Consider the following 24,742-nt stretch of genomic DNA (forward strand, 5'->3'; position numbering starts at 1 on the left):
CCGCAACCTCGCGAAAAAATGAGTCCTGACGCCAGAGCGGCGCCTTGGGACCCATTCTGCGCAAAGCCGGGCCGGCAATGAAGATACTTTAATTAAATTCAGAGTCGATCTGAATTTCTAATGTTTCGCCCGCTCAGCGGATCAGCAGCACCGGGGCGTCGCAGCCGGCCATGACCTTGGTGGCCACCGAGCCCAGCACCAGGTTGCCGAACGAGCCGTGCCCGTGCGAGCCCATGATCAACAGCTCATAGCCGCCCTTCTTGGCCTGGGCGGCGATCTGCTCCGCCGCCTGACCCACCTTGGCCACGAACTCGGCCTCGATCTTCTGCCGGTTGAAGAAGGTGCGGATGGGCTTGAAGATCTTCTCGGCCTCGTCCTCGTAATGGGACTTCAGCATGGCCTTGTCCAGCACCGCGGCGGCCCGCGGCGGCACAGCCGGCACCACGGTGATGACGGTGTATTGCTGCTGCCCCCCCAGCCACTCGTCGTGCGCGGCCAGGTAGGCCAGCATGCGCTTGGTGTAGGGGCTGCCGTCGACGGGCACGAGGATCTTCATCGTCATCTCCTGTGAAGGGGTGAATGGTCAGTGTGGCAGGGCCACCTTGGGCATTCTTGCCCAGGATCAAGCCAGTGCCCAGGGCTCAGACCTCGATCAGCCGCCCAGGTTCAAAGCCATCGGCCTCGCCCTTGGCGGCCAGGCCGCGCGCCTGGCAGACCACCCGCGCCGGGGCGCGGCCGGGGCGTTCGATGCGGTAGTCGTGCCGGCAGTGCAGGTGGCCGTGCAGCCACAGGTCGGCGCGCGGGATCAGGTCGTCGTCGGCATTGCAGAAGCTCGCCGTCCCCGGCTGCCGGCCGTAACGCGGATCGGCGCTGCGCAGGCTGGGCGCAAAGTGAGTGATCACCACCGTGGCCTCCCAGGCCCCTGGCGCCGGGCGCATCAGCGCGGCCTCCAGCCAGGCCCGGTCGGCCAGGCCGGCAGCGCGCACCGCCTCGGGGTCGAAGACCGCACCGCCGCGGGTGCTCTGCTGCACCCGGGTGAAGTAGCTGGCCGCACGCATCGCGCGCTCGCGCTGGGCCGGGCCGAAGAGCTCGAAGTCGCTCCAGCGCACCGTGCCCAGGAAACGCACGCGCCGGCCGTCCGCGCCGGTGCGCACCGTCTCGTCGTGCTCCAGCAGGGTGATGCCCAGCTCGGCGCAGCGCGCACGCAGGCCCGCCAGGGCCTCGTCCACGTCGCGGCGGTCGAACTCATGGTTGCCGGGCACGAAGAGCACCGGCACCGGCCAGTCGGCAAAACGCGCCAGCCCGTCCCAGGTGGCATCCACATCGCCGGCCAACACCAGCAGCTCCGCGCCGGGGGCCGGCGTGGGGTCGAAGGTCTCGGTTTCGAGGTGCAGGTCGGACAGGAGCTGGAGGCGCATGGGCGGCAAGTGTCGCCCATGCCGGCTCGGTCGCGGCTTCAGCGGACCAGCGCAGCTTCCAGCTTCAGCTTGGTGGCGCTCAGCTCGGCCGGCAGGTGGTAGGCCAGCTTGTCGAACAGCTCCTGGTGCAGGGCCAGCTCGTCCTTCCAGGCGGCCGGGTCGGCGTCGATGATGCTGTCGAACTGGGCCTTGGAGAAGTCCAGGCCGGTCCAGTCCAGGTCCTCGTAGCGCGGGCTGATGCCGAAGAAGTGGCCTTCGCCCTGGGCCTGGCCCTCGATGCGGCCGATCATCCACTTCAGCACGCGGGCGTTGTCGCCATAGCCCGGCCAGACGAACTTGCCGTCGGCGCCCTTGCGGAACCAGTTGACGCAGAAGATCTTGGGCAGTTGGGCGCCCTCGCCCTCCAGCTTGTGCTCGATGTCGAGCCAGTGCTGGAAGTAGTCGCTCATGTTGTAGCCGCAGAAGGGCAGCATGGCGAAAGGGTCGCGGCGCACCACGCCCTGGGCGCCGAAGGCGGCGGCGGTGGTCTCCGAGCCCATGGTGGCGGCCATGTAGACGCCCTCGGTCCAGGTGCGGGCCTGGGTCACCAGCGGCACCGTCGTGCTGCGGCGGCCGCCGAAGATGAAGGCGTCGATGGCCACGCCCTTGGCGTCGTCCCAGGCCGGGTCCAGCGCCGGGTTGTTGGTGGCGGCCACGGTGAAGCGCGAGTTCGGGTGGGCGGCCTTGGCGCCGGTTTCCTTGGCGATCTGCGGCGTCCAGTCCTGGCCCTGCCAGTCGATGGCGTGGGCCGGCGGCTCGCCGTCCATGCCTTCCCACCAGACGTCGCCATCGTCGGTCAGCGCGACGTTGGTGAAGATCACGTCCTTCTTCAGCGACTCCATGCAGTTCGGGTTTGTCTTGAAGTTGGTGCCCGGGGCGACGCCGAAGTAGCCGGCTTCCGGGTTGATGGCGTACAGGCGGCCATCCTTGCCCGGCTTGATCCAGGCGATGTCGTCACCGATGGTGGTGACGGTCCAGCCGCCCAGGGCCGCCGGCGGGATCAGCATGGCGAAGTTGGTCTTGCCGCAGGCGCTGGGGAAAGCCGCGGCGACGTGGTACATCTTGCCCTCGGGACTGGTCACGCCCAGGATCAGCATGTGCTCGGCCAGCCAGCCCTGGGTGCGGCCCATGGTGGAGGCGATGCGCAGCGCGAAGCACTTCTTGCCCAGCAGCGCGTTGCCGCCGTAGCCCGAGCCATAGGACCAGATCTCCTGGGTCTCGGGGTAGTGGACGATGTACTTGGTGGTCGGGTTGCAGGGCCAGGCGGTGCTGTCCTTCGCCCCCTCGGCCAGCGGCGCGCCCACCGTGTGCACGCAGGGCACGAAGTCGCCATCTGTGCCCAGCAGGTCGATCACGGCCTTGCCCATGCGGGTCATCAGCTTCATGTTGACGGCCACATAGGCCGAGTCGGACAGCTCCACGCCGATGTGGGCGATGGGCGAGCCCAGCGGGCCCATGCTGAAGGGAATGACATACAGCGTGCGGCCGGCCATGCAGCCCTTGAACAGGGCCTGCTCACCGGTCTGCAGCAGCGCGCGCATCTCGGCCGGGGCCATCCAGTTGTTGGTGGGGCCGGCGTCTTCCTGCTTCTGGCTGCAGATGAAGGTGCGGTCCTCGACCCGCGCCACGTCAGACGGGTCGGAGCAGGCCAGGAAGCTGCCCGGCCGCTTGGGCAGGGCCTTGAAGGTGCCCGCGTCCACCAGGTGCTGGCACAGGCGGTCGTACTCGTCCTGGCTGCCGTCGCACCAGTAGACATCCCGCGCCTGTGTCAGGGCCGCGATCTCGCGCACCCAGGCCAACAGGCGGGCATTCTTGACGTAGGCCGGAGCGTTCAGCGACACACCGGAAGCGGCAGGATGGTTCATGGGCAGTCCAGGCAAGGGGGGAATGGGAATCCCGGGGTCGGGCGGGCCAGTGTACTGAGCGGGCAGCGCGTGCGAATCGGGGGAATCATGCAAAGCAAGCATGGCGGCATGCGGGCCATTTCCCGACCGACCCCCAAAGCGCTGCAGGCTGGATCTAAATGAGACATAATCTCATTCACGTTCCACCAGCATTGGATCTTGCGCCATGTTGTTGTCCCAATTGCCCACGGGCACCCGCGCCGTGGTTGACCGCCTGGAAGCGGCCAGCCCGGTGATCGATGACGGCACGCTGCTGCGGCTGGCCGAGCTCGGCTTCCTGCCGGGCGAGCCGGTGCAGATCGTGCAGCGGGGCCCGGGCGGCCGCGAACCGCTGGCGGTGCAGGTGGGCGACACGCTGTTCGCCCTGCGTCTGGTGGAAGCCGGCTGCGTGGCGGTGACGCCCGCAGCGGCCTGAGGAGCGTGGCGATGAGCGAGACCGTGGCCGCCACCCTGGGCGAACTCAAGGGCCGCGCCCCCAGCGTCGCGCTGGTGGGCAACCCGAACTGCGGCAAGACCGCGCTGTTCAACCTGCTGACCGGCGCACGCCAGAAGGTGGCCAACTACGCTGGCGTAACCGTCGAGCGCAAGATGGGCCTGCTGCGCTTGGCCGATGGCCGTTCGGTGTCGGTGATCGACCTGCCGGGCACCTACAGCCTGCGCCCGGCCACGCTGGACGAGCAGGTCACGCTGGAGGTCATCGAAGGCCGGCGCGCCGGCGAGGACGTGCCCGACCTGATCGTGGCCGTGGTGGATGCGACCAACCTGCGCATGAACCTGCGCCTGGTGCTGGAGCTGCGCGCGCTGGGCCGGCCCATGCTGCTGGCCCTGAACATGGCCGACGTGGCCCGGGCCCGCGGCCTGGCCATCGACACCAAGGCCCTGGCCGAAGAGCTGGGTTGCCCGGTGGTGGAAACGGTGGGCGTGCGCAACGATGGCCATGCCCAGTTGCTGGCCCAGCTGGGCCCCAGCCTGGACGCGGCCGCCCGCCAGCACACCCCGGCCTGCATCAACGTCAGCGAGACCTCGCTGAACAACGTGCTGGCCTTGCAGCAGCAGGTGCGCCGCATCCTGGAGCGCGTGCTGCCGCCCACGCCGGCGCAGCCCCGGTTGGACGCCCGGCTGGACCGCTGGGTGATGCACCCGGTCGCCGGCCCCATCCTGCTGGCCGTGCTGCTGTTCATCGTCTTCCAGGCGGTGTTCTCCTGGGCCAGCGTGCCGACCGACCTGATCGACAACGGCATGAAGACCCTGGGCGGCTGGGCCAGCGAGCACCTGAGCGCCGGCCCGCTGCGCAGCCTGATCGTGGACGGCGTCATCGCCGGTGCGGGCAGCGTGCTGGTCTTCCTGCCGCAGATCCTGATCCTGTTCGCCTTCATCCTGGTGCTGGAGGATTCGGGCTACCTGCCACGCGCGGCCTTCCTGCTGGACACCCTGATGGGCAAGGTGGGCCTCTCGGGCCGGGCCTTCATCCCGCTGCTGTCGTCCTTCGCCTGCGCAGTGCCGGGCATCATGGCCACGCGCACCATCACCAACTGGCGGGACCGGCTGGCCACCATCATGATCGCGCCAATGATGACCTGCTCGGCCCGGCTGCCGGTCTATGCGCTGCTGATCGGTGCCTTCGTGCCCGACCGCTCGGTGGGCCTGTTCAACCTGCGCGGCCTGACGCTGTTCGCGCTGTACGCCGCGGGCGTGCTGGGCTCGCTGGTCGTGGCCTGGGTCTTCAAGCGCCTGTGGCTCAAGAGCCGCTACCAGCCGCTGATGCTGGAGCTGCCGCCCTACCGCCTGCCTAGCCTGCGCAACCTGGCACTGGGGCTGTGGGAGCGGGCTCGCATCTTCGTGCACCGCGTGGGCACGATCATCTTCGCGCTGACCGTGGTGCTGTGGTTCCTGGCCACCTACCCGGCCCCGCCGGACGGGGCCACCGGCGCCGCCATCCAGTACAGCTTCGCCGGCCAGCTGGGCCGCCTGCTCGAAGTCATCTTCGAGCCCATCGGCTTCAACTGGCAGATCGCGATCGCCCTGGTGCCCGGCATGGCCGCCCGCGAGGTGGTGGTGGGCGCGCTGGGCACGGTCTACGCCCTGTCGGCCGCCGACGATGCGGTGGCCCAGGCGCTGAGCCCGGTCATCGCCCACAGCTGGTCGCTGGCCACCGCGCTGTCGCTGCTGGCCTGGTTTGTCTTCGCCCCGCAGTGCATCTCGACGCTGGCCACCGTGCGGCGCGAGACCAACTCCTGGCGCTACCCGGTGATCATGGCCATCTACCTGTTCGCGCTGGCCTATCTGGCGGCGTTCATCACCTACCACGTGACGGTCGCGCTGACCGCCTGATCTGCCTTGGGAGAAGCTGCCATGCTGCAACATGTGATCGTGGCCCTGATCGTGCTCGGAGCTGGTCTGTACGCCAGCTGGACCCTGCTGCCGGCGGCCCTGCGCCGCCCCCTGGCCCGTCGGCTGCTGCGTGTTGCCCCCAATGCGGGCTGGCTGCGCAAGGCCGCCCGCAGCGCCGGGGGTTGCGGCGGCGGAGATGGCTGCTGCGGCTGCAGCAGCGACCCTGCGCAAGCCAAGCCGGTGACGCTGCACCGCCTGCCTCGGCACTGACCCGGCCTGGCCTGCACGGGCCATGGGGCCCGTCATCGGGCTGCCCTGCCCGCCCTTCAGACTTGGGGGTTTCTCGTGATGGCGCGCTCCTGCGGGACACGCGAGCATCACACCGCACGATCGTTCGTGTACACAAGAAACCTCCAGGGAAGGGGAAACACCGTGAAGCAGGCACGCCGAGGGAGATGGGCATTCGCTGTCCTGGCCGCGATGGCCGTCGGGGGCGCCGCCCTGGCCACCAACCATTCGCTCTGGGTCAATGGCCGTGGCGGCGGCGGGTTGGCCGGCAACTACGCCGACTTCACCTACTGGGGCCCGTCTTCCACCGCTGCAGGTGTGAACAAGAAGGCCGTCAATTGGGACGGCTACAACCACATCTCGGACCAGAACTACCTGATCCGCAACGCGCTGGACTGCTACTGCACCGGCAGCAACTGGTGCTACATCGCCGCCCACAGCGCCGGTGACCTGATGATCGGCTACACGCTGGCGATGTACGGCGGCAGCAGCCGCACCATCACCAATGCCAGCCCCAACAGCTCGGGCGTCTGTGGCGCCAGCGGCGCCGGCACCCAGACCGGCTGGAATATCAAATGGGTGGACATCGCCGCCGGGGCCGCTGGCGGCAGCGAGCTGTCCGATCTGGGGGACTGGGCGACCTCCGAGCCGCTGGTGTCGGACCTGAAGACCACCACCGCCCGCGCCCTGTACGACCACAGCAGCACCCGTGCCACCTGGTTCTACATGTACGCCGGCGCTTCCGGCACGCTGTACTCGGCCGCGCTGCCTGGCCAAGACGACGAGGCGGTGGCCTACCACTCCTCGGGCGGCGTCTCGGGCAGCAGTGGGGCCTCGTTCTGCAACCCCAGCGACTGGCTCTGCAACGACCTGACGTTGGGCACGGCGGCCAACGAGGGAGGCCGTGCCAAATGGGGCTACCACTCGGTCAAGTTCCGCGACGACAACGAGGCCTACAACCACTACACCAACGGCAACTGGGCCGGCGTGGTGTCGCTGGTGCGCACTGACATGGTCAACAACGCGCGCTGAGCGCCCCAGGGTCTGGCGATGCGCGCACGTGTCTGGATGGCGCTGGGGGCGGGCCTGCTGGCCGGTGGCCTGGGCTGGTGGTCGGCGGGTGCGGCGCCGGGGCCGGGCGAGCCCACGCCCTCCGCCGTGGCCGCGGCGCCCGCCCTGCCCGCCTCCAGCGCGTCCCGAGCGCCCTACAGCGCCACGGGGCTCAGGCAACGCGACCGCCGTCTGGCCCTGGCCCAGGAGCGGCTGGAACGGGCCCAGGAGACGTTGGCCAGCTACCGCCAGGCCACGGTCTACCCGCCGGAGTCGCGCCCGCTGCGCGAGCACCCGGACCAACTGCGGCCCTTCGCCCCCATCCAGCAGAGCCTGCCGCTGCGCCGCCCCGGCCAGAACCCGGCCTCCGGTGTGCACATCGTCACCACCCAGGAAAAGGTCTTCGCCAGCGGGGCCGAGACGGTGAAGCTGACCGTGGCCGCGGTGGACGACAACGGCCAGCGCCTGGCGCTGACCATCCCCCGCGCGGTGGCCTTCGACCTGCCCGACCCACGCCAGGCCGCCGGCCGCCCGCAGGTGGCGATCGACTTCAACGACGCCGGCCTGGGCGCCGACCTGCTGGCCGGGGACGGCACCCACAGCGCCCTTCTGGCACCGTCGCTGCAGGGCTTTGCCGACTACGCCGGCACCGTGCGCGTGCAGGTGGAGCTCAACCAGGACGGCCGCAGCGGGATGGTGTCCTTCGACGTGGTCTACCAGCCGCTGGTGCCCGCTGAATGGAGCGGCATCCGCGAATCGGTGCTGAACGGCTCGCTGGTCTTCGACCTGCAGGCGCAGGTGCGCCAGGCCGGGCGCTACGTGGTCAACGCGCGGGTGGTGGACGCCCGCGGTCAGCCCCTGGCCCTGCTCACCTTCAACGATGAGGTCGGCACGGGCGCCCAGCGCTTTCGTCTGACGCTGTTCGGCCGACTGATCCGCGATGCCCAGCCCGGCTTCCCGCTGCGGCTGCAGGACGTGGAAGGCTTTCTGCTGCTGCCCGATCAATTCCCCGACCGGGCCATGCTGCCGCGGCGCGCCGGCGTGGTGTACACCTCGCAGCGCTACGCGCTGGACCGCTTTTCCGATGCCGAGTGGCAGAGCGAGGAACGCAGCCGCTACCTGACCGAGTACCAGAGCGACGTGGACCGGGCCAGCCAGGACCTGGCCGGGCTGGGCGGCAGCGGGCCCTGACACCCCATTGCCGCCGGGGCCGGGCCCGCACCCGCACAATGCGGGCATGAGAGTCCTGAGCGTGAACGTGGGCACCGCGCGGCCGGTGCAGATCGGCGGCCGCACCGTGATGACGGCGATCGTCAAACAGCCCCAGCCCGGCCCGGTGGCCATCGGCCCGATGGGGTTGGCCGGCGACGAGCAGGCCGACCCCACGGTGCACGGCGGCCTGTCCAAGGCCGTCTACGCCTACCCCAGCGAGCACCTGCCCTTCTGGCGCACCGTGCGGGCCCAGGCCCGCGTGGCCGGCTGGGACGCCGAGGTGCCGCCCGGCCTGGTGGGCGAGAACCTGACGCTCGAAGGCCTGACCGAGCGCCAGCTGTGGATCGGCGACCGGCTGCACCTGCCCGAGCGCGAGGGCCAGCGTGCGGTGCTGGTGGTCAGCGAGCCGCGCCAGCCCTGCTTCAAGTTCAACGCGGTGATGGGCTTTGCCCAGGCCACCAAGATGATGGCCCAGTCGGGCTTCTGCGGCAGCTACTTCGCGGTGCTGCAGCCGGGCTGGGTGCAGGCCGGGGATGCCATTGAGCTGGAACCCGGCCCGCGCGAGCTGGCCCTGCCCGACCTGTTCCGGGCCAAGATGCACCGCAACAAGGTCGATTGAGCCGATGCGCGCTCAGCCCAGGGTCGGGTAGTCGGTGTAGCCGTGGGCGCCACCGCCATAGAGCGTGCTGGCGTCCAGCGGGTTCAGCGGCGCGTCTTCGCGCAGGCGCCGGCCCAGGTCCGGGTTGGCGATGGCCGGCTTGCCGAAGGCCACCAGGTCGGCCGCACCGCTTTCCACCGCTGCGATCGCCATCGCCCGGTCATAGCCGTTGTTGACCATCCAGGCCACGCCGCCGAAGGCCGCCCGCAGCGCGGCATAGTCGAAGGTGATGCCCTGGTCGGACAGGTCGCGCGGGCCGCCGGTGGCGCCCTCGACCACGTGCACATAGGCCAGCTTCAGCGGGGCCAGCACGCCGGCCACCGCGCCGAACAGGGCCTGGGCGTTGCTGTCCTGGCCGATGTCGTTGGCCGGGGTGACCGGCGACAGGCGGATGCCGGTGCGGTCGGCGCCGATCTCGGCCACGATGGCTTCGGCCACCTCGCGCAGGAAGCGCACCCGGTTCTCGATCGAGCCGCCGTAGGCGTCGCTGCGGTCATTGCAGCTGTCGCGCAGGAACTGCTCGATCAGGTAGCCGTTGGCGGCATGGATCTCCACGCCGTCGAAGCCGGCCTCAATGGCGCAGCGCGCGGCGTGGCGGTAGTCCTGCACCGTGGCGGCGATTTCTTCCACCGTCAGCGCGCGCGGCGCCGAGGTGGGCGCGAAGCCCCCGGCGATGTAGGTCTTGCTGTTGGCCGGCTTGCGGGTGGAGGACACCGGCGCCGCGCCGCCGGGCAGCAGCGAGCTGTGCGAGATGCGGCCCACATGCCAGAGCTGCACGACGATCTTGCCGCCCTCGGCGTGCACCGCGTCGGTCACCTTCTTCCACGCGGCCACCTGCTCGGGGGTGTAGATGCCCGGGGTGTCGAGGTAGCCATGGGCCATCGGGCTGATCGGCGTGGCCTCGGTGATGATCAGGCCCATGCCGGTGGCCGGCTTGGCGCGCTGGCGGTAGTACGCGACCATCAGGTCGGTGGGCACCTGGTTCGTCGCCCGGTTGCGGGTGAGCGGCGCCATCACGACGCGGGTGTCCAGCGCGATCGCGCCGGCTTGGAAGGGGGTGAAGAGCTTTTGCATGCCGGCAAGCGTAGCGACACCGGTACAGTGCGGGATTGATCTGATCCGAAAGAACCCACCCGATGCTGGCCTATCGACACGGCTTCCACGCTGGCAACCATGCAGATGTGCTAAAGCACCTGGTGCTCACGCGCGTGCTGCGCTACCTGCGCGAGAAGGACAAGCCCTTCCGCTACATCGACACCCATGCGGGTGCCGGCGGCTACCTGCTCAAGGGTGCCCAGGCCCAGAAGACGGCCGAGTACCGCGAGGGCATTGGCCGGCTGTGGAGCCGTGCCGACCTGCCGCCGCTGACCGCGGACTATGTGCGCCTGGTGCAGGAGTTCAACCTGCAGCCCGGCGAGGACGGCCAAGCCCCGGTGCTGGAGAAGGGCATGACGCCGCCGCTGGCGCTCTACCCCGGTTCGCCCTCGATCGCCCGGCAGCTGATGCGCAGGGGCGATTCGATGCGCCTGTTTGAGCTGCACCCGTCCGACGCGCGCACGCTCAGCGCCCACTTCGGCGGCAACAAGCATGTGCAGGTGCTCAACGAGGATGGGTTTGCCGGCCTCAAGGGTCAGGTGCCCCCCACACCGCGCCGGGCGCTGGTGCTGATGGACCCCTCCTACGAGCTGGTGCAGGACTACGGCAAGGTGGTGACCAGCCTGCGGGAGGCGGTGCAGCGCTTCGCCGAAGGCGTCTACATGGTCTGGTATCCGCAGGTCAGCCGGGTGGAGGCGGTGCAGTTGCCCAAGCGCCTGACCGCCCTGGCCCCCAAGGGCTGGCTGCATGTGCGGCTGACGGTGGCCCAGCCCGATCCGCAAGGCTTCGGCCTGGTGGGCAGCGGGGTGTTCATCCTGAACCCGCCCTGGACGCTGCACCAGGAGCTGGCCGCCGAACTGCCCTTCCTGGTGGATGCCCTGGCGCAGTTCGATGGCGCCAGCTACCTGATCGAGGAACAGCCAGCCTGAGGCGGCCCGGGCTGCCTCAGCTCGGATGGCGCCAGCGGGCGCGCAGCCGCGCCAGCCAACCGGTGGCGCTCGGTGTGGCCGAGGCTGGTGCCGCATCCGGCTCAGCCCCGGTCGGCACGGGATCGTCCTCCGGCAGGCGCCTCAGCAGGCCCTGGCGGTCCATCTCGGCCAGAAAGGCGCCACACTCCGCCTCGCTCACGTTGCTCAGGGCCGCCAACGCCGACAGGCGCAGCGAACGCGACATCAGCAAACTGGCCAGGCGCGGCAGGTAACGGTGTCCCGTCAGGCTGTCTGGCTTGGGCCAACGCTGCAGGCGGTAGAGCTGGCCCGTGTCCGTCCAGGCGCCGTGCATGCTCTGCGGAGGCCGGGACGATGGGCGGTGGGTGGGCGAAGGGGCAGCCACACGGGTGTCCGTTCGTGCGTCCTGGGCACGGTGCCAGGCGGGTGGGCCGGCAGGCCGCCGCCGTGGCGGCTGACGCCGTTCCACCTCGCACAGCAGCGCCAGCAAGGCCTCCGGCTGCAGCGGTTGCGCCAGCGACAAGCCCACGCCGGGCGACGCGCCGGGGGCGTCCAGCCAGACCAGGCTCACCGGCGGCGCCACGGCCGGCAGGGGCAGGCCCCGCGGCAGCAGCAGCACATCGGCCTCCTGGGCCGGCCCGAGGATCCAGTGCGCCTCGGTGCGCCCGGCCAGCCGCTCCAGCAGCTGGCGCAGCTGCGCCAGCACGGTGTGGGACACGGCATGCCCCGCCAGCACGCAAAACCGGGGCGGCGTGACACGCGGCCGTTCCATGGAGGTCCTCAATCGGCCAACACCCCGCGGTACACCAGCCCCCCCAGCACGGCCCCCGCCAGCGGGGCAACGAAGAACAGCCAGAGCTGCTGCAGGGCCCACGGCGCGGCGAACAGCGCAACCCCCAGCGAACGGGCCGGGTTGACCGAAGTGTTGGTCACCGGGATGCTGACCAGGTGGATCAGCGTCAGTGCCAGCCCGATCGCAATCGGTGCGAAGCCGGCCGGTGCACGGGCATCGGTCGCCCCCAGGATCACCAGCAGGAACATCGCCGTCAGCACGACCTCCGTCACCAGTGCCGCCGCCAGAGAATAACCGCCGGGGGAATGCTCGCCATAGCCATTGGAGGCAAAGCCCCCCAGGCTGCCGACATCCGCCTTGCCACTGGCGATGAAGTACAGCACCGCCCCCGCCAGCACGGCGCCGACCAGTTGGGCCACGATGTAGGACTGGAGCCGCCCCACCGGGAAGCGGCCCGCCACCCACAGCCCGACCGAGACCGCCGGGTTGAAATGCCCGCCCGACACATGGCCCACTGCGTAGGCCATGGTGAGCACCGTCAGGCCGAAGGCCAGCGCCACACCGGTGAAGCCGATGCCCAGGCCGGGAAAGGCGGCGGCCAGCACCGCACTGCCACAGCCACCCAGCACCAGCCAGAATGTTCCCAGGCATTCGGCGCCCAGGGCTTTGTAAAGAGGGGTCGTCACAGTCCTTGCTCCCAGCAGTTGATTGCGGGCCGCAGCCTAGGGACCGGGCGGGCCAAGGGCCATCCCTCACCGGAGCGGGCCGTGATCGATGTCACCATCGGGTCTGTCACGCTTGGCAACACTGCAACAGAGATGAGAACTCCGCACATCCCTCCGCCACAGGATGGTGGCCCACTGAGCGGCCTGAGGGTCGTTGAACTGGGCCAGCTGATCGCCGGCCCCTTCGCCGGCAAGACCCTGGGCGATTTCGGCGCCGAGGTCATCAAGGTGGAGCCCCCGGGCAGCGGCGACCCGTTGCGCCAGTGGCGGGTGGTGCAGGACGGCACGAGCGTCTGGTGGCAGGTGCAGAGCCGCAACAAGGCCAGCGTGGTGCTGGACCTGCGCACCGAGGCCGGCCGGGCCGACGTGCGCCGCCTGATCGACGAAGCCGACGTGCTGATCGAGAACTTCAAGCCCGGCACGCTGGAGAGGTGGGGCCTGGGTTACGACGAACTGGCCACCACCAACCCCGGGCTGATCATGCTGCGCATCAGCGGTTACGGCCAGGACGGTCCCTACCGCGACCTGCCCGGCTTCGCCGTGGTGGCCGAGGCCATGGGCGGCCTGCGCCATCTGATGGGCGAGCCCGGCCGCCCGCCGGTGCGCGCCGGCGTCAGCCTGGGCGACACCCTGGCCGCGCTGCACGGCGTGATCGGCGTGCTGCTGGCCCTGCAGGCCCGTGCCAAGTCCGTCAACGCCGAGGCGTCCAAGGGCCGCGGCCAGGTGGTGGACGTGGCCCTCTACGAGGCCGTCTTCAACTGCATGGAGAGCCTGCTGCCCGAGTACAGCGCCGCCGGCGTGGTGCGCCAGCCCGCGGGCACGGCCCTGCCGGGCATCGCCCCCAGCAACGCCTACCGCTGCGCCGACGGCCAGGTCGTCATCGGTGGCAACGGCGACAGCATCTACAAGCGCCTGATGGCCGCCATCGGCCGCAGCGACCTGGGCGAAGCCCCCGACCTGGCCCACAACGCCGGCCGCGCCGCCCGGGTGGATGAGATCGACGCGGCCATCACCGCCTGGACGGTGCAGCGCCCGGTGGCCGAGGTGGTGGCCACGCTGCAGGCGGTGAGCGTGCCGGTGGGCCGCATCTACACGGTGCAGGACATCGCCGCCGACCCGCACTACCAGGCTCGCGGCATGATCCAGCAGATCGTCACCGCCAGCGGCCAGACATTGGACGTGCCTGGCATCGTGCCCAAGCTCTCTGCCACGCCGGGGGCCATCCGCACGCTGGCGCCGGCGTTGGGGGAGCGTCACCCGGCCGCCGCCCACCGCGCCCCTTTCGCGGACTGAAGTCTCCACCCGGGGGCTCCCTCGCCGGAGGGATGACCGACCGGACTGAAGCTGGAACAGTCGCAGTCCGCATCGGTCGTGCGGCCTCCGTGACCGCCCGGACCTGCGTCGTACCCGCCCGATCCTGCTTCGTGCAGGCTCGCCCCCGCCCCCGCAGTACGCACGAGCCTGCTCTCGACACCGAGACCGCGCTCCAGGAGATGACCGTGATGCCCTCGTTCCACACCGCCACCCAGCTCGCCCGTGGTCTGCTGAGGGCCACCGTCCTGGCCACGCTGGGCATGCTCTCGGTGGCCCAGGCGGCGCCGGTCAGCCAGTTCAACGACCTGACGGCCGCCGTCGGCGCCGGCTTTGGCAACCCCTCCAACCGCTATGTGTGGAGCCTGACGCGCACGGACAGCGGCGCCCTGCTGGTCGGCACCAAAAACGTGGGCCCGGCGCGCGACAGCGCCGGCAAGCTCGTGGCCGGCGGTGGTGAACTCTGGCGCCGCGATGCCGGCACCGGCCCATGGCGCAAGGTCCTGAAGGCCCCCAAGGACACCAGTGGCTTCCGGGGCCAGGCAATCTACCAGGGGCAGCTCTATGCCGCCACCGAAGGTGATGCCGGCCTTCTCCTCTACCGCAGCGCCAACGACGGCCTGACCTGGTCCTTGGTGAACAGTGGCCCGGGAAGTGACCCCCAGAACACCTCGATCCGCACCTTTGCCGAGCTCAATGGCCTGCTCTACGCCGGCACCGAGAATGCCAGCGGCGGCCAGCTGTGGCAGTACGACGGCACGACCTGGACCCGGGTGACCACGGTGACGGACACCTCGATCGCGGTGCTGAGCGTTTTCCAAGGCCAGCTCTATGCCGGCACCTGGAACAGTTCATCCGCCTTGGACCTCTACCTGCTGAGCGGGAGCGCCCTGGTCAACATCACGCCCACCAACCCGCTGCCCAGGGGCAATGCCGGTGTGATGCGCCTGCAGGAGTTCAACGGCCAGTTCTACCTGACCACGTCGAACTACTGGAACGGCTTCGCCATCCTGCGCTCGGCCACGCCTGCGGTCCCCGGCGCCTGGCAGCTGATCACCGACGATGGGTTCGGGAACCCCGAGAACACCTATGGCTGGTCCACGGCCATCCACAACGGCGTGCTGTACCTGGGCACCTACACCGACGACACGGTGCGCACCAACGACGTCCAGGGGAAGGGCAGCCTGTACTACACGACCACCGGGAACCCAGGGGACTGGCACCTGCAGGTCTCGGACGGCTTCGGCTTCCCTTACACCTGGGGCGTGCGCAACCTGCTGAGCACGCCGGAGGGCCTGCTGCTGGGCACCGCCACCGACTTCTACGTGAGCAACGGCGAGGCCGAGCCCTACGGCATCGGCTGCCGTCTGCTGCTGGGCCAATGACCCCGCGCCGATCGGCTCGCGGCGGCAGGATCGGCTATCTTCAGGGACGTGCACCACCTTCCACGCCCTTTTTCCATCCCCCCCTGGGCCGCCAGCGGCCTGCTGGCGTTCTGTCTGCTGACGGCAGGCTGCCTGCCCGGGGCGGCCCGGGCCGCCCCTGAACGGGCGCCAATCCAACTGGCGGTGGACGCCACCGACCTGGCCCACCGCGTGCTGCAGGCCCAGGAACAGCTGCCCCTGCCCCCTGCCCCCGAAGCCCGGCAACTGAAGCTGTCCTATCCGCGCTTCCTGCCGGGTGCGCACGGCCCTTATGGCGACGTGAGCCGGCTGGCCGGGCTGACCATCACCGCGGCCGGCCAGCCGCTGCGCTGGCAGCGGGACACAGTGGACACCCACGCCTTTCTGGTGGACGTGCCGGCCGGCGTGGATCGGCTGGACCTGCGGCTGCAGTACATCGCGCCGACCCGGCGCAGCAACGAGCGGGTCTCCATCACCCGCAGCCTGTTGAACGTGGAGTGGGAGACCGTGCTGCTCTACCCGGCGGACACTGCCGCCAGCACGCTGCGGGTGCACAGCCGGCTGAAGCTGCCCCCCGGCTGGCAGCAGGCCAGCGCCCTGCGTGGCCCCCATGGCCACGCCGCCCCGGCGGCCGATGCGCAGGGCTGGTGGGACTATGGCGAAACCTCGCTGGAGACGCTGGTCGATTCGCCCGTGTTCGCCGGTGCGGTGCTGCGCCGCGTGGCGCTGGATGCTCCCGGCACCGCTGCACCGGTGACACTCAACCTGCTGGGCGACGACCCGGCCGCGGTGGCGGCCAGCCCGGCCCAGCTGGAGGCCCACCGGGCGCTGGTGCGCCAGGCCGACCGGCTCTTTGGCAGCCGGCCCTTCCGGCACTACGACTTCCTGCTGGCCCTCTCGGACGAGTTCGGCGGCATCGGGCTGGAGCACCACGAGTCCAGCGAAAACGGCGCCGAGGCCAGCTACTTCACCGACGACTGGGACCGCGCCATCCGCGCCCGCGAGCTGCTGCCGCACGAGTACGTGCACGCCTGGAACGGCAAGTTCCGGCGCCCGGCCGATCTGTGGACCGCCCACTACAACCAGCCCATGCGCAACAGCCTGCTGTGGGTGTACGAAGGGCTGACCCAGTACTGGGGCCATGTGCTGAGTGCCCGGGCCGGTCTGTCCACGCCGGAGCAGGCGCGCGACCGCCTGGCCGGACTGGCCGCCGAGCTGCAGGCGCGCTGCGGCCGGTCCTGGCGCAACCTGCAGGACACCACGCTGGACCCGACCGTCGGCCCCGGCCACGACCCGGAATGGGAGGACTGGCAACGCAGCAGCGACTACTACGACGAGGGCCTGCTGCTGTGGCTGGACGTGGACACGCTGATCCAGGACCTGAGCCACCACCAACGCTCGCTGGACCACTTCGCCCGGTCCTTCTTTGGCAGCCCGCCCACCCCCCATGCCGACGGCAGCATCCGACCCTCGGTCTACGATGTCGAGACGCTGGTGCAGGCACTCAACACGGTGCAGCCGCACGACTGGGCCGGCTTCTTCCGCGACCGACTGGAGGGCCATGATGGCCGCCACCTGCTCGACGGGGTGGAGCGCAGCGGCTGGCGGCTGGTCTGGTCGCCCGAGGAAAGCCGCTATGCGCAGAACGAGCGCGGCGGGAGCGGCCCCGAGGGGGATGAGCGACCGCAGGATCTCGCCTTCTCGCTGGGCCTGCGGGTGACCAGCGACGGCAAACTCGACCAGGTGTACTGGGACAGCCCGGCGTTTCGCGCCGGGCTGGCACCGGGCATGACCCTGGTGGCCGTCAACGACCGGGCCTACAAGCCCGAGCGCCTGGCCGCCGCCGTCACCGCCAACCGCCAGGGCCAGGGCCAGGCCCCACTGCATCTGCTGGTGCGCGATGGCGACCTGTTCCTGCACCCGGTGATCGACTGGCAGGGCGGCCTGCGCTACCCGCGGCTGGAACGCCTGGGCAGCAAGCCGGACCGGCTCGCTATCATCTACCGAGCACGTTGATCTTCGAAGCCCCCTGCACCATGACAACTGCAACGCCACCGGCCACCGAACATCCCTATCGGGCCCAGCCCGCCAGCGCGTTCTGGCGCCAAACGGTGCAGCAGCATCACTTTCTCGAGATCCCCTCCTGGTATCGGAAGAAATGGCCCATCGGCCAGGCTGCAGTGGCCACGGCGGGCAGTTGCTTCGCGCAGCACATTGGCCGACATCTTCGTCGACAGGGCTTCAACTTCCTCGATGCCGAACCAGCCCCTCCGGCACTCCCGGAAGCTCGGACTGCGGACTATGGGTACGGCATCTATTCAGCCCGGTATGGCAACGTCTACACAACGCGCCAGTTGCTGCAACTGTTGCAGCGGGCCTTGGGCGAGTTCCACCCCCACGACCTCTCTTGGCAGCAAGCCTCGGGCGCAGCATCCGGATTCGTAGACCCCTTCCGACCGACGATCGAGCCTCCGTTGCCCTCGCCAGAGGCGGTGCATGCCAGCCGGACATCCCATCTCTACCAGGTGGCGCGCCTGCTGGAGAAGACCGAGGTCTTTGTCTTCACGTTGGGACTGACCGAAGCCTGGCTGGACCGTCGTGACGGCGCGGTGTTCCCGATCTGCCCTGGCACGCATGGTGGTCAATTCGATCCGGCCCTCCACCGATTCGAGAACTTCGGCTTTTCGGAGGTACTGAGCGATCTGCAGGGCTTCATGGATCGGGCCCGCAGCATCCGGCCAGGCATGCGCTTTCTTCTGACGGTGAGCCCCGTCCCACTGGCGGCGACCGCCACCGATCAGCAGGTGGCCGTGGCGACCAGCTATTCGAAATCCGTCTTGCGCGCCGTGGCCGGCCAACTGGCCCAGACCCATGACTATGTCGACTATTTCCCCTCCTACGAAATCATTGCGTCGCCTGTGATGCGGGGGAACTTCTATGGACCGGATGCACGGACGGTTGTGAGCGCGGGCGTGGAGCATGTGATGCGCGCGTTCTTTGCCGAGCACGAACCACCGGCCGCACCCAATACTTCCTCGGAAGTGCCGGCGCCAGAGGAGAAGGAGGAAAAAGTCATCTGCGAAGAAGCCCTGCTGGCCGCTTTTGGCCCTGGAAGCCAGCCATGACCAAGACGCGGATCCTGATCAGTGGCGACAGCCACACTGGCCCCCTGGCGATGGGACTGGCTCAGTGGCGGGGCAGGGAGGACCTGACGGCGCTGGACCTGCGCATCCAGGCGCTGGGCAGCGGACACCTCCTCCCCGGCCCTTTCTTTGAAGACCGGGGCGACCATGTAGAGATCGTCCAGGCAGAGTACAAGGACCGATGCCCGCGCCTGCCACCCCTGCCAGCCCATTTTGACTGGATCGGTTTCAGTGGCCCACTGCACAGCATGCGACTGTGGAGCAAAGACTGGACCCGCCACAAGCCCATCGGCCTCCCCGTGGGTGATGAACCCGACGACCCTGCACTGCACCGCGTGTCGATCGGCCTGATTCAGCAGATCATCGACGATGACGTGGCACAGCAACTGGCCATGCTCAGCGCGCTGCGCCGCCACCATCGCGTGTTCGTGATGGAGGCGCCGGCCCCGTTTCGGGCCCACCCCGCCGTCAACAGGAATGGGGCCAGCACGGTGCTGTGTCTCAACCAGCTTTACCGTGCCCGGGTCACCCAGCAGCTGGAGGCACGGGACATCCCTGTCGTCTCAATGGAACCAGACTGGCTGACCCCTGAGGGTTTTCTGCGGCCCCGGTTCAAATCCACGGCAGCCGGAGACCACCACCACGGCAACGCAGACTTTGGTGAAGCCATGCTGAAGCGCATGGCGCAGGTTCTCGGTCTGCGCACCAGCACCCCCTCCCCTTGAGGCCCATCGGGGCCACACCGCCAGCCGTTCAGCCCAGCCCCATCATCGGATCGCTGACACTGTGCTGGCCGTTCTCCAAACGGCCGGCGGCACGCCGGCTCCAGCCGTCCAGCTGCTCGACGGTGAACTGCAGGTCATACCAGCCCTGGGAGCCGGCCAGGCCCGGGTTCCAGCTGACGCGGCCACCGGGCGGCACCGAGAACAGCCAAGGCCCGTCCGTGCGGTAGGCCAGCGCGGTGATGCGCACGGTGGCTGCCACGCTGCCCAAGTTCTGCAGCGTGACCTGCAGGATCTTGCCACTGCTGGGCCGCGGGGCCACCCGGGCCTCCACCACCGGCACGCTGGCGCGGCGGGCCAGGCTGCCCACGAAGGCCCGGTGCCAGCCGTTCGGGCCCAGCACCCACAGGTCGTAACGGCCAGCGCTGCTGCGCAGGTCCCACTGGCCCTGCAGGCGCTGACCGGCGCCCACGGTGTAGCGGCGCGGCTTGCGGTTCAGGTGCAAGCGGTCGTAGACGTGGAACACCGCGCCCACATCCCCCGCGTTGACAAAGTCCAGCAGCAGACGGTGGCCAGCGGCATCGGGCGTGGCGTCCGCCGCCAGGGCGTAGGGCAGCGCGCGCGAGGGCCGGGTGCCGGCCGGCTGCACCGGCAGGGTCTGCTGCTCCACGCCGGGCACCTTGACCTTGGGCATCGCCTCCTGCTGGGCGCGCAGCGCGTCCACCGCCTCCTTGGTCAGCACCGGCAGGCTGGGCAGGGCCTCGTTGTTCGGGTTGACGAAGTTGAAGGCCGAGCTCAGGTCGCCGCTGACCGTGCGGCGCCAGGGGCTGATGTTGGTCTCCACCACGCCAAAGCGGGTCTCCAGGAAGCGGATCACCGAGGTGTGGTCGAAGACCTGCGAGTTGACCCAGCCGCCCCGGCTCCAGGGCGAGAGCACCAACATCGGCACGCGCGGGCCCAGGCCGTAGACGCCGCCGTCGGGCTGCGGCTGGCCACTGGTGCCGGCCGGCGCCGGGTGGGTGAAACGCTCGGCGCTGACGTCGCAGGTGCTGGCGCCCGCTTCGCTGCCGTTGCGGTTGAGCGAGGGGGCGGCCGGCGGCGGCAGGTGGTCGAAGAAGCCGTCGTTCTCGTCGAACATCACCAGCAGCACGGTCTGGCTCCAGATCGCCGGGTTGGCGGTCAATGCGTTGAGCGTCTGCTCCACGTACCAGGCGCCCTGGGCCGGGCAGGAGGGGCCGGGGTGCTCGCTGTAGGTGGCCGGCGCCACCACCCAGGACACCTGCGGCAGCGTGCCGGCGGCAATGTCGTCGCGCAGCGCCTGCAGAAAGCCGCCGTCGGGCATGGTGTTGGCGATGCCCTTGCCCAGCGGGTTCAAGCTCTCCATGGCCGGGGTGTAGGGCAGGTAGGGGGAGCCGTCGGCGTTGTTGCCGATGTCCAGGTTGGCCTGGCGGAAGGCCACGAAACCGGCCAGCGGGTTGTCGGTGAAGTTGTCCGGCAGGTTCTGGTAGAGCTTCCAGCGCACGCCCGCGGCCTGCAGGCGCTCGGCATAGCTGGTCCAGTTGTAGCCACTGCTGGGCGCGGCCATGCCATCCCATTCGTTGACCACCGCCACCACGCCGGCCGCGCTGGCGCCATTGCTGCCGGTCCACAGGAACAGGCGGTTCGGGTTGGTGCCGCCAGTCAGGCTGCAGTGGTAGGCGTCACAGACGGTGAAGGCATTGGCCAGCGCGAACTGGAAGGGCAGCTCGGCCTGGGTGTAGTAGCCCATGGCCGTGTTGGTCTTGAACAGCGGCCAGTGGGTCATGCGGCCGTGGTCCCAGGCCCACTGCGCATCCTTCCAGGAATGCGGCGTGCCACCGGCGCGCTGGGCGTTGCCGCTGCTGCTGTCCAGGTGGTAGGGCAGCACGGTGCGCGCCCCGTTGCTCTGCTGCCAGACGCTCTGGCCATCGGGCAGCGGGATGGTGAAACGATCGCCAAAGCCGCGCACGCCCGGCAAGGTGCCAAAGTAGTGGTCGAAGCTGCGGTTCTCCTGCATCAGGATGACCACGTGGGCCACGTCCTGGATGCTCTTGGCCACGTTGCGGGCCGGGATGGCCAGCGCGCGGGCGATGGCGGGCGGCAGCGCAGCGGTGCCGGCCGCAGCGGCGGCCCCTTGCAGAAACTGGCGACGGTCGACGGTGCTCATGACATTCCCCTGGTGTGTGTCGGCATCGGAAGCGTCCGCAGCATGCCCGCGCCGCAGGTCAGTTTTGTGGCGGCCCCGCCTGCAGACTAGGGGGTCAGCCTGCCGCTACAGTGGGGCCTCCCTCGCCCACCCCCACCCCATGCCCCGCACGCCCTCCAGCCAGTTCGACCTGCTGCGCCAGCGCCGCTTCGCGCCCTTCTTCTGGACCCAGTTCCTGGGCGCGATGAACGACAACGTGCTGAAGTTCGCCTTCACGGTGCTGGTGACCTACCGGGTCGCGGTGGACTGGCTGCCCCCCGCGCTGGCCGGGCTGGCCATTGGCGCGGTGTTCATCCTGCCCTTTCTGCTGTTCTCCGCCACCGCCGGCCAACTGGCCGACCGGCTGGACAAGGCCCGCGTGATGCGCATGGTGAAGAACCTGGAGCTGGCCATCATGGCGCTGGCGGCCTGGGGCCTGTGGCAGGGCTGGATCGCGCTGCTGCTGGGCTGCATCTTCCTGATGGGCCTGCACAGCACGGTGTTCGGCCCGGTGAAGTACGCCTACCTGCCCCAGCACCTGGACGAGCGCGAGCTGACCGGCGGCAACGGCCTGGTGGAGATGGGCACCTTCGTGGCCATCCTGCTGGGCAATGTGCTGGGCGGGGTGCTGGCCAGCCTGCCCGAGGGCAGCGTGCCCAGCAGTGCCCAGGCGGTGGCGCTGGCCGGCCTGGCCCTGGCCGCGCTGGGCCGCTGGGCGGTGCAGCATGTGCCGACCAGCCCGCCCGACGAGGCGGGCCTGCGGCTGAACTGGAACCCCTTCTCCGAGACCTGGCGCAACCTGCGGCTGGCCCACCAGCAGCCCACGGTGTTCCGCGCCCTGCTGGGCATCTCCTGGCTGTGGTTCTTCGGCGCGGTCTTCCTGGCGCAGTTCCCGGCCTATGCCAAGGACGTGCTGCATGGCGACGAGCAGGTGGCCTCGCTGCTGCTGGTGGTGTTCTCGGTCGGCGTGGGCACTGGCTCGCTGCTGTGCGAGCGGCTGAGCCACCGTCACGTCGAGATCGGCCTGGTGCCGCTGGGCGCGCTGGGCATGGCGCTGTTCGCCGCGCTGCTGGCCTGGGCCTCGGCCCATGCCCCCCTGCCCGCGCTGCGGTGGGGCCTGGCGGACTTCCTGGCCCAGCCCCGGCATGACCTGCTGCTGGTGCTGCTGTTCGGGCTCTCGCTCTCGGCCGGGCTCTACAGCGTGCCGCTGTACGCGCTGGTGCAGTGGCGCGCGCCGGCCACGCACCGGGCCCGCATCATCGCGGCCAACAACATCCTCAACGCCCTCTACATGATCGCCAGCGCCCTGATCGTCGGCGCGCTGCGCTCGGCCGGCGCGACGATCCCGCAGGTCTTCGGTCTGCTGGCCCTGGCCAGTGTGGCGGTGACACTGGCCCTGTTCCTGCGCGAACCGGACTACCTGCGCCACACCGGGCGCTGGCTGCGCACCGGGCGCGGTCCAGCGGAATAGGCGACCCCGAGGGCGTGGCGCGCGGAGCAGCCGGGCAAGCCGGCCTAAAATCGGCGATCCTCCCGTCGGCTTCAACGAGAACACACCGTGTCCGCCACCATCCTGCAACAACTTCCCGCCGGCGAACGCGTCGGCATCGCCTTCTCCGGTGGCCTGGACACCAGCGCCGCCGTGCACTGGATGCGCTCCAAGGGCGCCATCCCCTGCGCCTACACCGCCAACCTGGGCCAGCCCGACGAGAGCGACTACGAGGAGATCCCCCGCAAGGCCAAGGCCTACGGTGCCGAGATCGCCCGCCTGATCGACTGCCGCGCGCAACTGGTGGCCGAAGGCATCGCCGCCATCCAGTCCGGTGCCTTCCACATCAGCACCGGTGGCGCCACCTACTTCAACACCACCCCGCTGGGCCGCGCCGTGACCGGCACCATGCTGGTGGCCGCGATGAAGGAGGACGGCGTCCACATCTGGGGCGACGGCTCGACCTACAAGGGCAACGACATCGAGCGCTTCTACCGCTACGGCCTGCTGGTCAACCCCTCGCTGAAGATCTACAAGCCCTGGCTGGACCAGCGCTTCATCGACGAGCTGGGCGGCCGCAAGGAGATGAGCGAGTACCTGATCGCCAACGGCTTCGACTACAAGATGAGCGTGGAGAAGGCCTACTCGACCGACTCCAACATGCTGGGCGCCACCCACGAGGCCAAGGACCTGGAGTTCCTGAACGCCGGCATGCACATCGTCAAGCCCATCATGGGCGTGGCCTTCTGGAAGCCCGAGGTCGAGGTGAAGGCCGAGACCGTGACGGTGCGCTTCGAAGAAGGCGTGCCGGTCGCGCTGAACGGCCAGACCTTCGCCAGCCAGGTGGCCTTGTTCGAGGAAGCCAACCGCATCGGCGGCCGCCACGGCCTGGGCATGTGCGACCAGATCGAGAACCGCATCATCGAGGCCAAGAGCCGCGGCATCTACGAAGCCCCGGGCATGGCGCTGCTGCACATCGCCTACGAGCGCCTGGTGACCGGCATCCACAACGAGGACTCGATCGAGCAGTACCGCATGAACGGCCGCAAGCTCGGCCGCCTGCTGTACCAGGGCCGCTGGTTCGACCCGCAGTGCATGATGCTGCGCGAATCGGCCCAGCGCTGGATCGCCTGCGCCGTGACTGGCGAGGTGACGCTGGAGCTGCGCCGCGGCAACGACTACACGATCATGAACACCGAGAGCCCCAACCTGACCTACAAGCCGGAACGCTTGTCGATGGAGAAGGTGGAGAACGCGGCGTTCACCCCGGCCGACCGCATCGGCCAGCTGACCATGCGCAACCTGGACATCGCCGACACCCGCGACAAGCTGGGCGTCTACAGCGCCGCCGGCCTGCTGGGCCGGCCGGACAGCAGCATCGGCCTGATCACCGCGCCTGAAAAGGACTGATCGGTCTGCACCCGGTTGACAGTGGTTGTGTCCGGCCCCCGTGGCCGGCCCTCCACCTTTCAGGGGCCCTTCGGGGCCCCTCTTTTTTGAGCGCCGCTCAGCGGCGGCGCCACCCGGCCTTCACCTGGGCCACCAGCGCCCGTGCCAGGCGCCATGGCGCGCTGGCGCGCACCCTCTGCAGCAGCGCGGCCTTCCAGGGCACCCAGCGGTCGTGCCAGCGCGCGAACCAGGCCAGCTGCATCAGCGCGGGCCGGGTCAGCGTGAAGAGCCGGGCCACCAGGGCCGTGCCGCCCAGCTTGGCGGCCACGATCACCATCAGCCCCAACACCGCATGGCCACGACCCACAGCCCATAGCGCCAGCAGCTTGACAGGCAGCAACGCCAGCGTGGGCAGGGCGAACAAGGCCAGCGCCCCGTAGGGCGGCAGACGCCGCACCCAGGCCTCCAGCTGCCGGAAGCCCGGCCAGGCCCCGAGCCAGGCCAGCAGCCGTTGCAGCGTGTCCCAACCCCATTCCTCGAACAGGATCAGCAGCGCCAGCGGCCACTGCCACAGCGCGCGCAGCAGGGCCCGCAGCGCCGAGGGGTTCTGGGACTCGGGCAT

General features: G+C 69.7%; 21 protein-coding genes and 1 pseudogene. 14 read left to right on the top strand and 8 right to left on the bottom strand.

Annotated elements, in window-relative coordinates:
* Positions 1–133 precede the first annotated feature (133 nt).
* The 3 genes from KGA65_RS17290 to KGA65_RS17300 all read right to left on the bottom strand — a co-directional run bounded on the left by KGA65_RS17290 (position 134) and on the right by KGA65_RS17300 (position 3,322).
* Positions 134–556: a universal stress protein gene (locus tag KGA65_RS17290; protein ID WP_225864367.1), complete on the bottom strand. Its 423-nt coding sequence runs from the start codon at positions 554–556 to the stop codon at positions 134–136.
* 85 nt (positions 557–641) lie between these two features.
* Positions 642–1,418: a metallophosphoesterase gene (locus tag KGA65_RS17295; RefSeq protein WP_225864368.1), complete on the bottom strand. Its 777-nt coding sequence runs from the start codon at positions 1,416–1,418 to the stop codon at positions 642–644.
* A 38-nt stretch (positions 1,419–1,456) separates the two neighbouring features.
* On the bottom strand, positions 1,457–3,322 hold the full coding sequence (locus KGA65_RS17300; RefSeq protein WP_225864369.1) for a phosphoenolpyruvate carboxykinase (GTP): 1,866 nt from the start codon (positions 3,320–3,322) through the stop codon (positions 1,457–1,459).
* 205 nt (positions 3,323–3,527) lie between these two features.
* On the opposite strand from KGA65_RS17300, the gene KGA65_RS17305 reads away from it, so the two are divergent.
* The 6 genes from KGA65_RS17305 to KGA65_RS17330 all read left to right on the top strand — a co-directional run bounded on the left by KGA65_RS17305 (position 3,528) and on the right by KGA65_RS17330 (position 8,861).
* Entirely contained in the window at positions 3,528–3,776 is a 249-nt protein-coding gene (locus KGA65_RS17305; protein WP_225864370.1) for a FeoA family protein, read from the top strand.
* An 11-nt stretch (positions 3,777–3,787) separates the two neighbouring features.
* Positions 3,788–5,692 carry a ferrous iron transporter B gene (gene feoB / locus KGA65_RS17310; RefSeq protein WP_225864371.1) on the top strand — a complete coding sequence of 635 codons (1,905 nt, stop codon included), beginning with the start codon at positions 3,788–3,790 and terminating at the stop codon, positions 5,690–5,692.
* A gap of 21 nt (positions 5,693–5,713) precedes the next feature.
* Positions 5,714–5,962, top strand: a complete 249-nt coding sequence (locus tag KGA65_RS17315; protein ID WP_225864372.1) for a DUF6587 family protein — start codon at positions 5,714–5,716, stop codon at positions 5,960–5,962.
* Between the two features lie 210 nt (positions 5,963–6,172).
* Positions 6,173–7,012 (top strand): hypothetical protein, encoded by an 840-nt coding sequence (locus tag KGA65_RS17320; protein ID WP_225864373.1) that lies wholly within the window; start codon positions 6,173–6,175, stop codon positions 7,010–7,012.
* An 18-nt stretch (positions 7,013–7,030) separates the two neighbouring features.
* A complete protein-coding gene (locus KGA65_RS17325; RefSeq protein ID WP_225864374.1) occupies positions 7,031–8,221 on the top strand; it encodes a hypothetical protein in 1,191 nt (396 codons plus the stop codon).
* Between the two features lie 46 nt (positions 8,222–8,267).
* Positions 8,268–8,861, top strand: a complete 594-nt coding sequence (locus KGA65_RS17330; protein WP_225864375.1) for an MOSC domain-containing protein — start codon at positions 8,268–8,270, stop codon at positions 8,859–8,861.
* Positions 8,862–8,873: 12 nt separating this feature from the next.
* On the opposite strand, the gene KGA65_RS17335 is transcribed toward KGA65_RS17330, so the two are convergent.
* Entirely contained in the window at positions 8,874–9,974 is a 1,101-nt protein-coding gene (locus KGA65_RS17335; RefSeq protein WP_225864376.1) for an alkene reductase, read from the bottom strand.
* 62 nt (positions 9,975–10,036) lie between these two features.
* On the opposite strand from KGA65_RS17335, the gene KGA65_RS17340 reads away from it, so the two are divergent.
* Entirely contained in the window at positions 10,037–10,924 is an 888-nt protein-coding gene (locus tag KGA65_RS17340; protein WP_225864377.1) for a 23S rRNA (adenine(2030)-N(6))-methyltransferase RlmJ, read from the top strand.
* Positions 10,925–10,940: 16 nt separating this feature from the next.
* Here the strand turns inward: KGA65_RS17340 and KGA65_RS17345 are convergent, their stop codons facing one another.
* Together KGA65_RS17345 and aqpZ are read right to left on the bottom strand one after the other, a co-directional pair.
* Entirely contained in the window at positions 10,941–11,714 is a 774-nt protein-coding gene (locus tag KGA65_RS17345; RefSeq protein WP_225864378.1) for a hypothetical protein, read from the bottom strand.
* A gap of 8 nt (positions 11,715–11,722) precedes the next feature.
* Complete coding sequence (gene aqpZ / locus KGA65_RS17350; protein ID WP_225864379.1) at positions 11,723–12,421, bottom strand: aquaporin Z; 699 nt, start codon at positions 12,419–12,421, stop codon at positions 11,723–11,725.
* A gap of 132 nt (positions 12,422–12,553) precedes the next feature.
* Here aqpZ and KGA65_RS17355 point away from each other — a divergent pair, with 132 nt between their 5' ends.
* The 5 genes from KGA65_RS17355 to KGA65_RS17375 all read left to right on the top strand — a co-directional run bounded on the left by KGA65_RS17355 (position 12,554) and on the right by KGA65_RS17375 (position 19,042).
* A complete protein-coding gene (locus KGA65_RS17355; RefSeq protein ID WP_225864380.1) occupies positions 12,554–13,753 on the top strand; it encodes a CaiB/BaiF CoA transferase family protein in 1,200 nt (399 codons plus the stop codon).
* A 209-nt stretch (positions 13,754–13,962) separates the two neighbouring features.
* Complete coding sequence (locus tag KGA65_RS17360) at positions 13,963–15,156, top strand: ligand-binding sensor domain-containing protein (protein ID WP_225864381.1); 1,194 nt, start codon at positions 13,963–13,965, stop codon at positions 15,154–15,156.
* A gap of 48 nt (positions 15,157–15,204) precedes the next feature.
* Positions 15,205–17,190: a M61 family metallopeptidase gene (locus KGA65_RS17365; RefSeq protein ID WP_225864382.1), complete on the top strand. Its 1,986-nt coding sequence runs from the start codon at positions 15,205–15,207 to the stop codon at positions 17,188–17,190.
* 20 nt (positions 17,191–17,210) lie between these two features.
* Complete coding sequence (locus KGA65_RS17370) at positions 17,211–18,299, top strand: GSCFA domain-containing protein (protein WP_225864383.1); 1,089 nt, start codon at positions 17,211–17,213, stop codon at positions 18,297–18,299.
* Positions 18,296–19,042, top strand: coding sequence for a hypothetical protein (locus tag KGA65_RS17375; protein WP_225864384.1), 747 nt, complete (start codon positions 18,296–18,298; stop codon positions 19,040–19,042). The genes KGA65_RS17370 and KGA65_RS17375 overlap by 4 nt, the downstream gene beginning before the upstream one ends.
* A 28-nt stretch (positions 19,043–19,070) precedes the next feature.
* Here KGA65_RS17375 and KGA65_RS17380 read toward each other — a convergent pair whose 3' ends face one another.
* A complete protein-coding gene (locus tag KGA65_RS17380) occupies positions 19,071–21,224 on the bottom strand; it encodes a phosphocholine-specific phospholipase C (protein ID WP_225864385.1) in 2,154 nt (717 codons plus the stop codon).
* Positions 21,225–21,363: 139 nt separating this feature from the next.
* Between KGA65_RS17380 and KGA65_RS17385 the strand changes: the two are divergent.
* A pseudogene (locus tag KGA65_RS17385) lies at positions 21,364–22,686 on the top strand (MFS transporter); the annotation flags it as partial.
* 114 nt (positions 22,687–22,800) lie between these two features.
* Complete coding sequence (gene argG, locus KGA65_RS17390; protein ID WP_225864386.1) at positions 22,801–24,141, top strand: argininosuccinate synthase; 1,341 nt, start codon at positions 22,801–22,803, stop codon at positions 24,139–24,141.
* Positions 24,142–24,238: 97 nt separating this feature from the next.
* On the opposite strand, the gene KGA65_RS17395 is transcribed toward argG, so the two are convergent.
* Positions 24,239–24,742 carry a hypothetical protein gene (locus KGA65_RS17395; RefSeq protein WP_225864387.1) on the bottom strand — a complete coding sequence of 168 codons (504 nt, stop codon included), beginning with the start codon at positions 24,740–24,742 and terminating at the stop codon, positions 24,239–24,241.

The organism is Ideonella benzenivorans, from assembly GCF_020387415.1.
Taxonomy (GTDB): domain Bacteria; phylum Pseudomonadota; class Gammaproteobacteria; order Burkholderiales; family Burkholderiaceae_C; genus Ideonella; species Ideonella benzenivorans.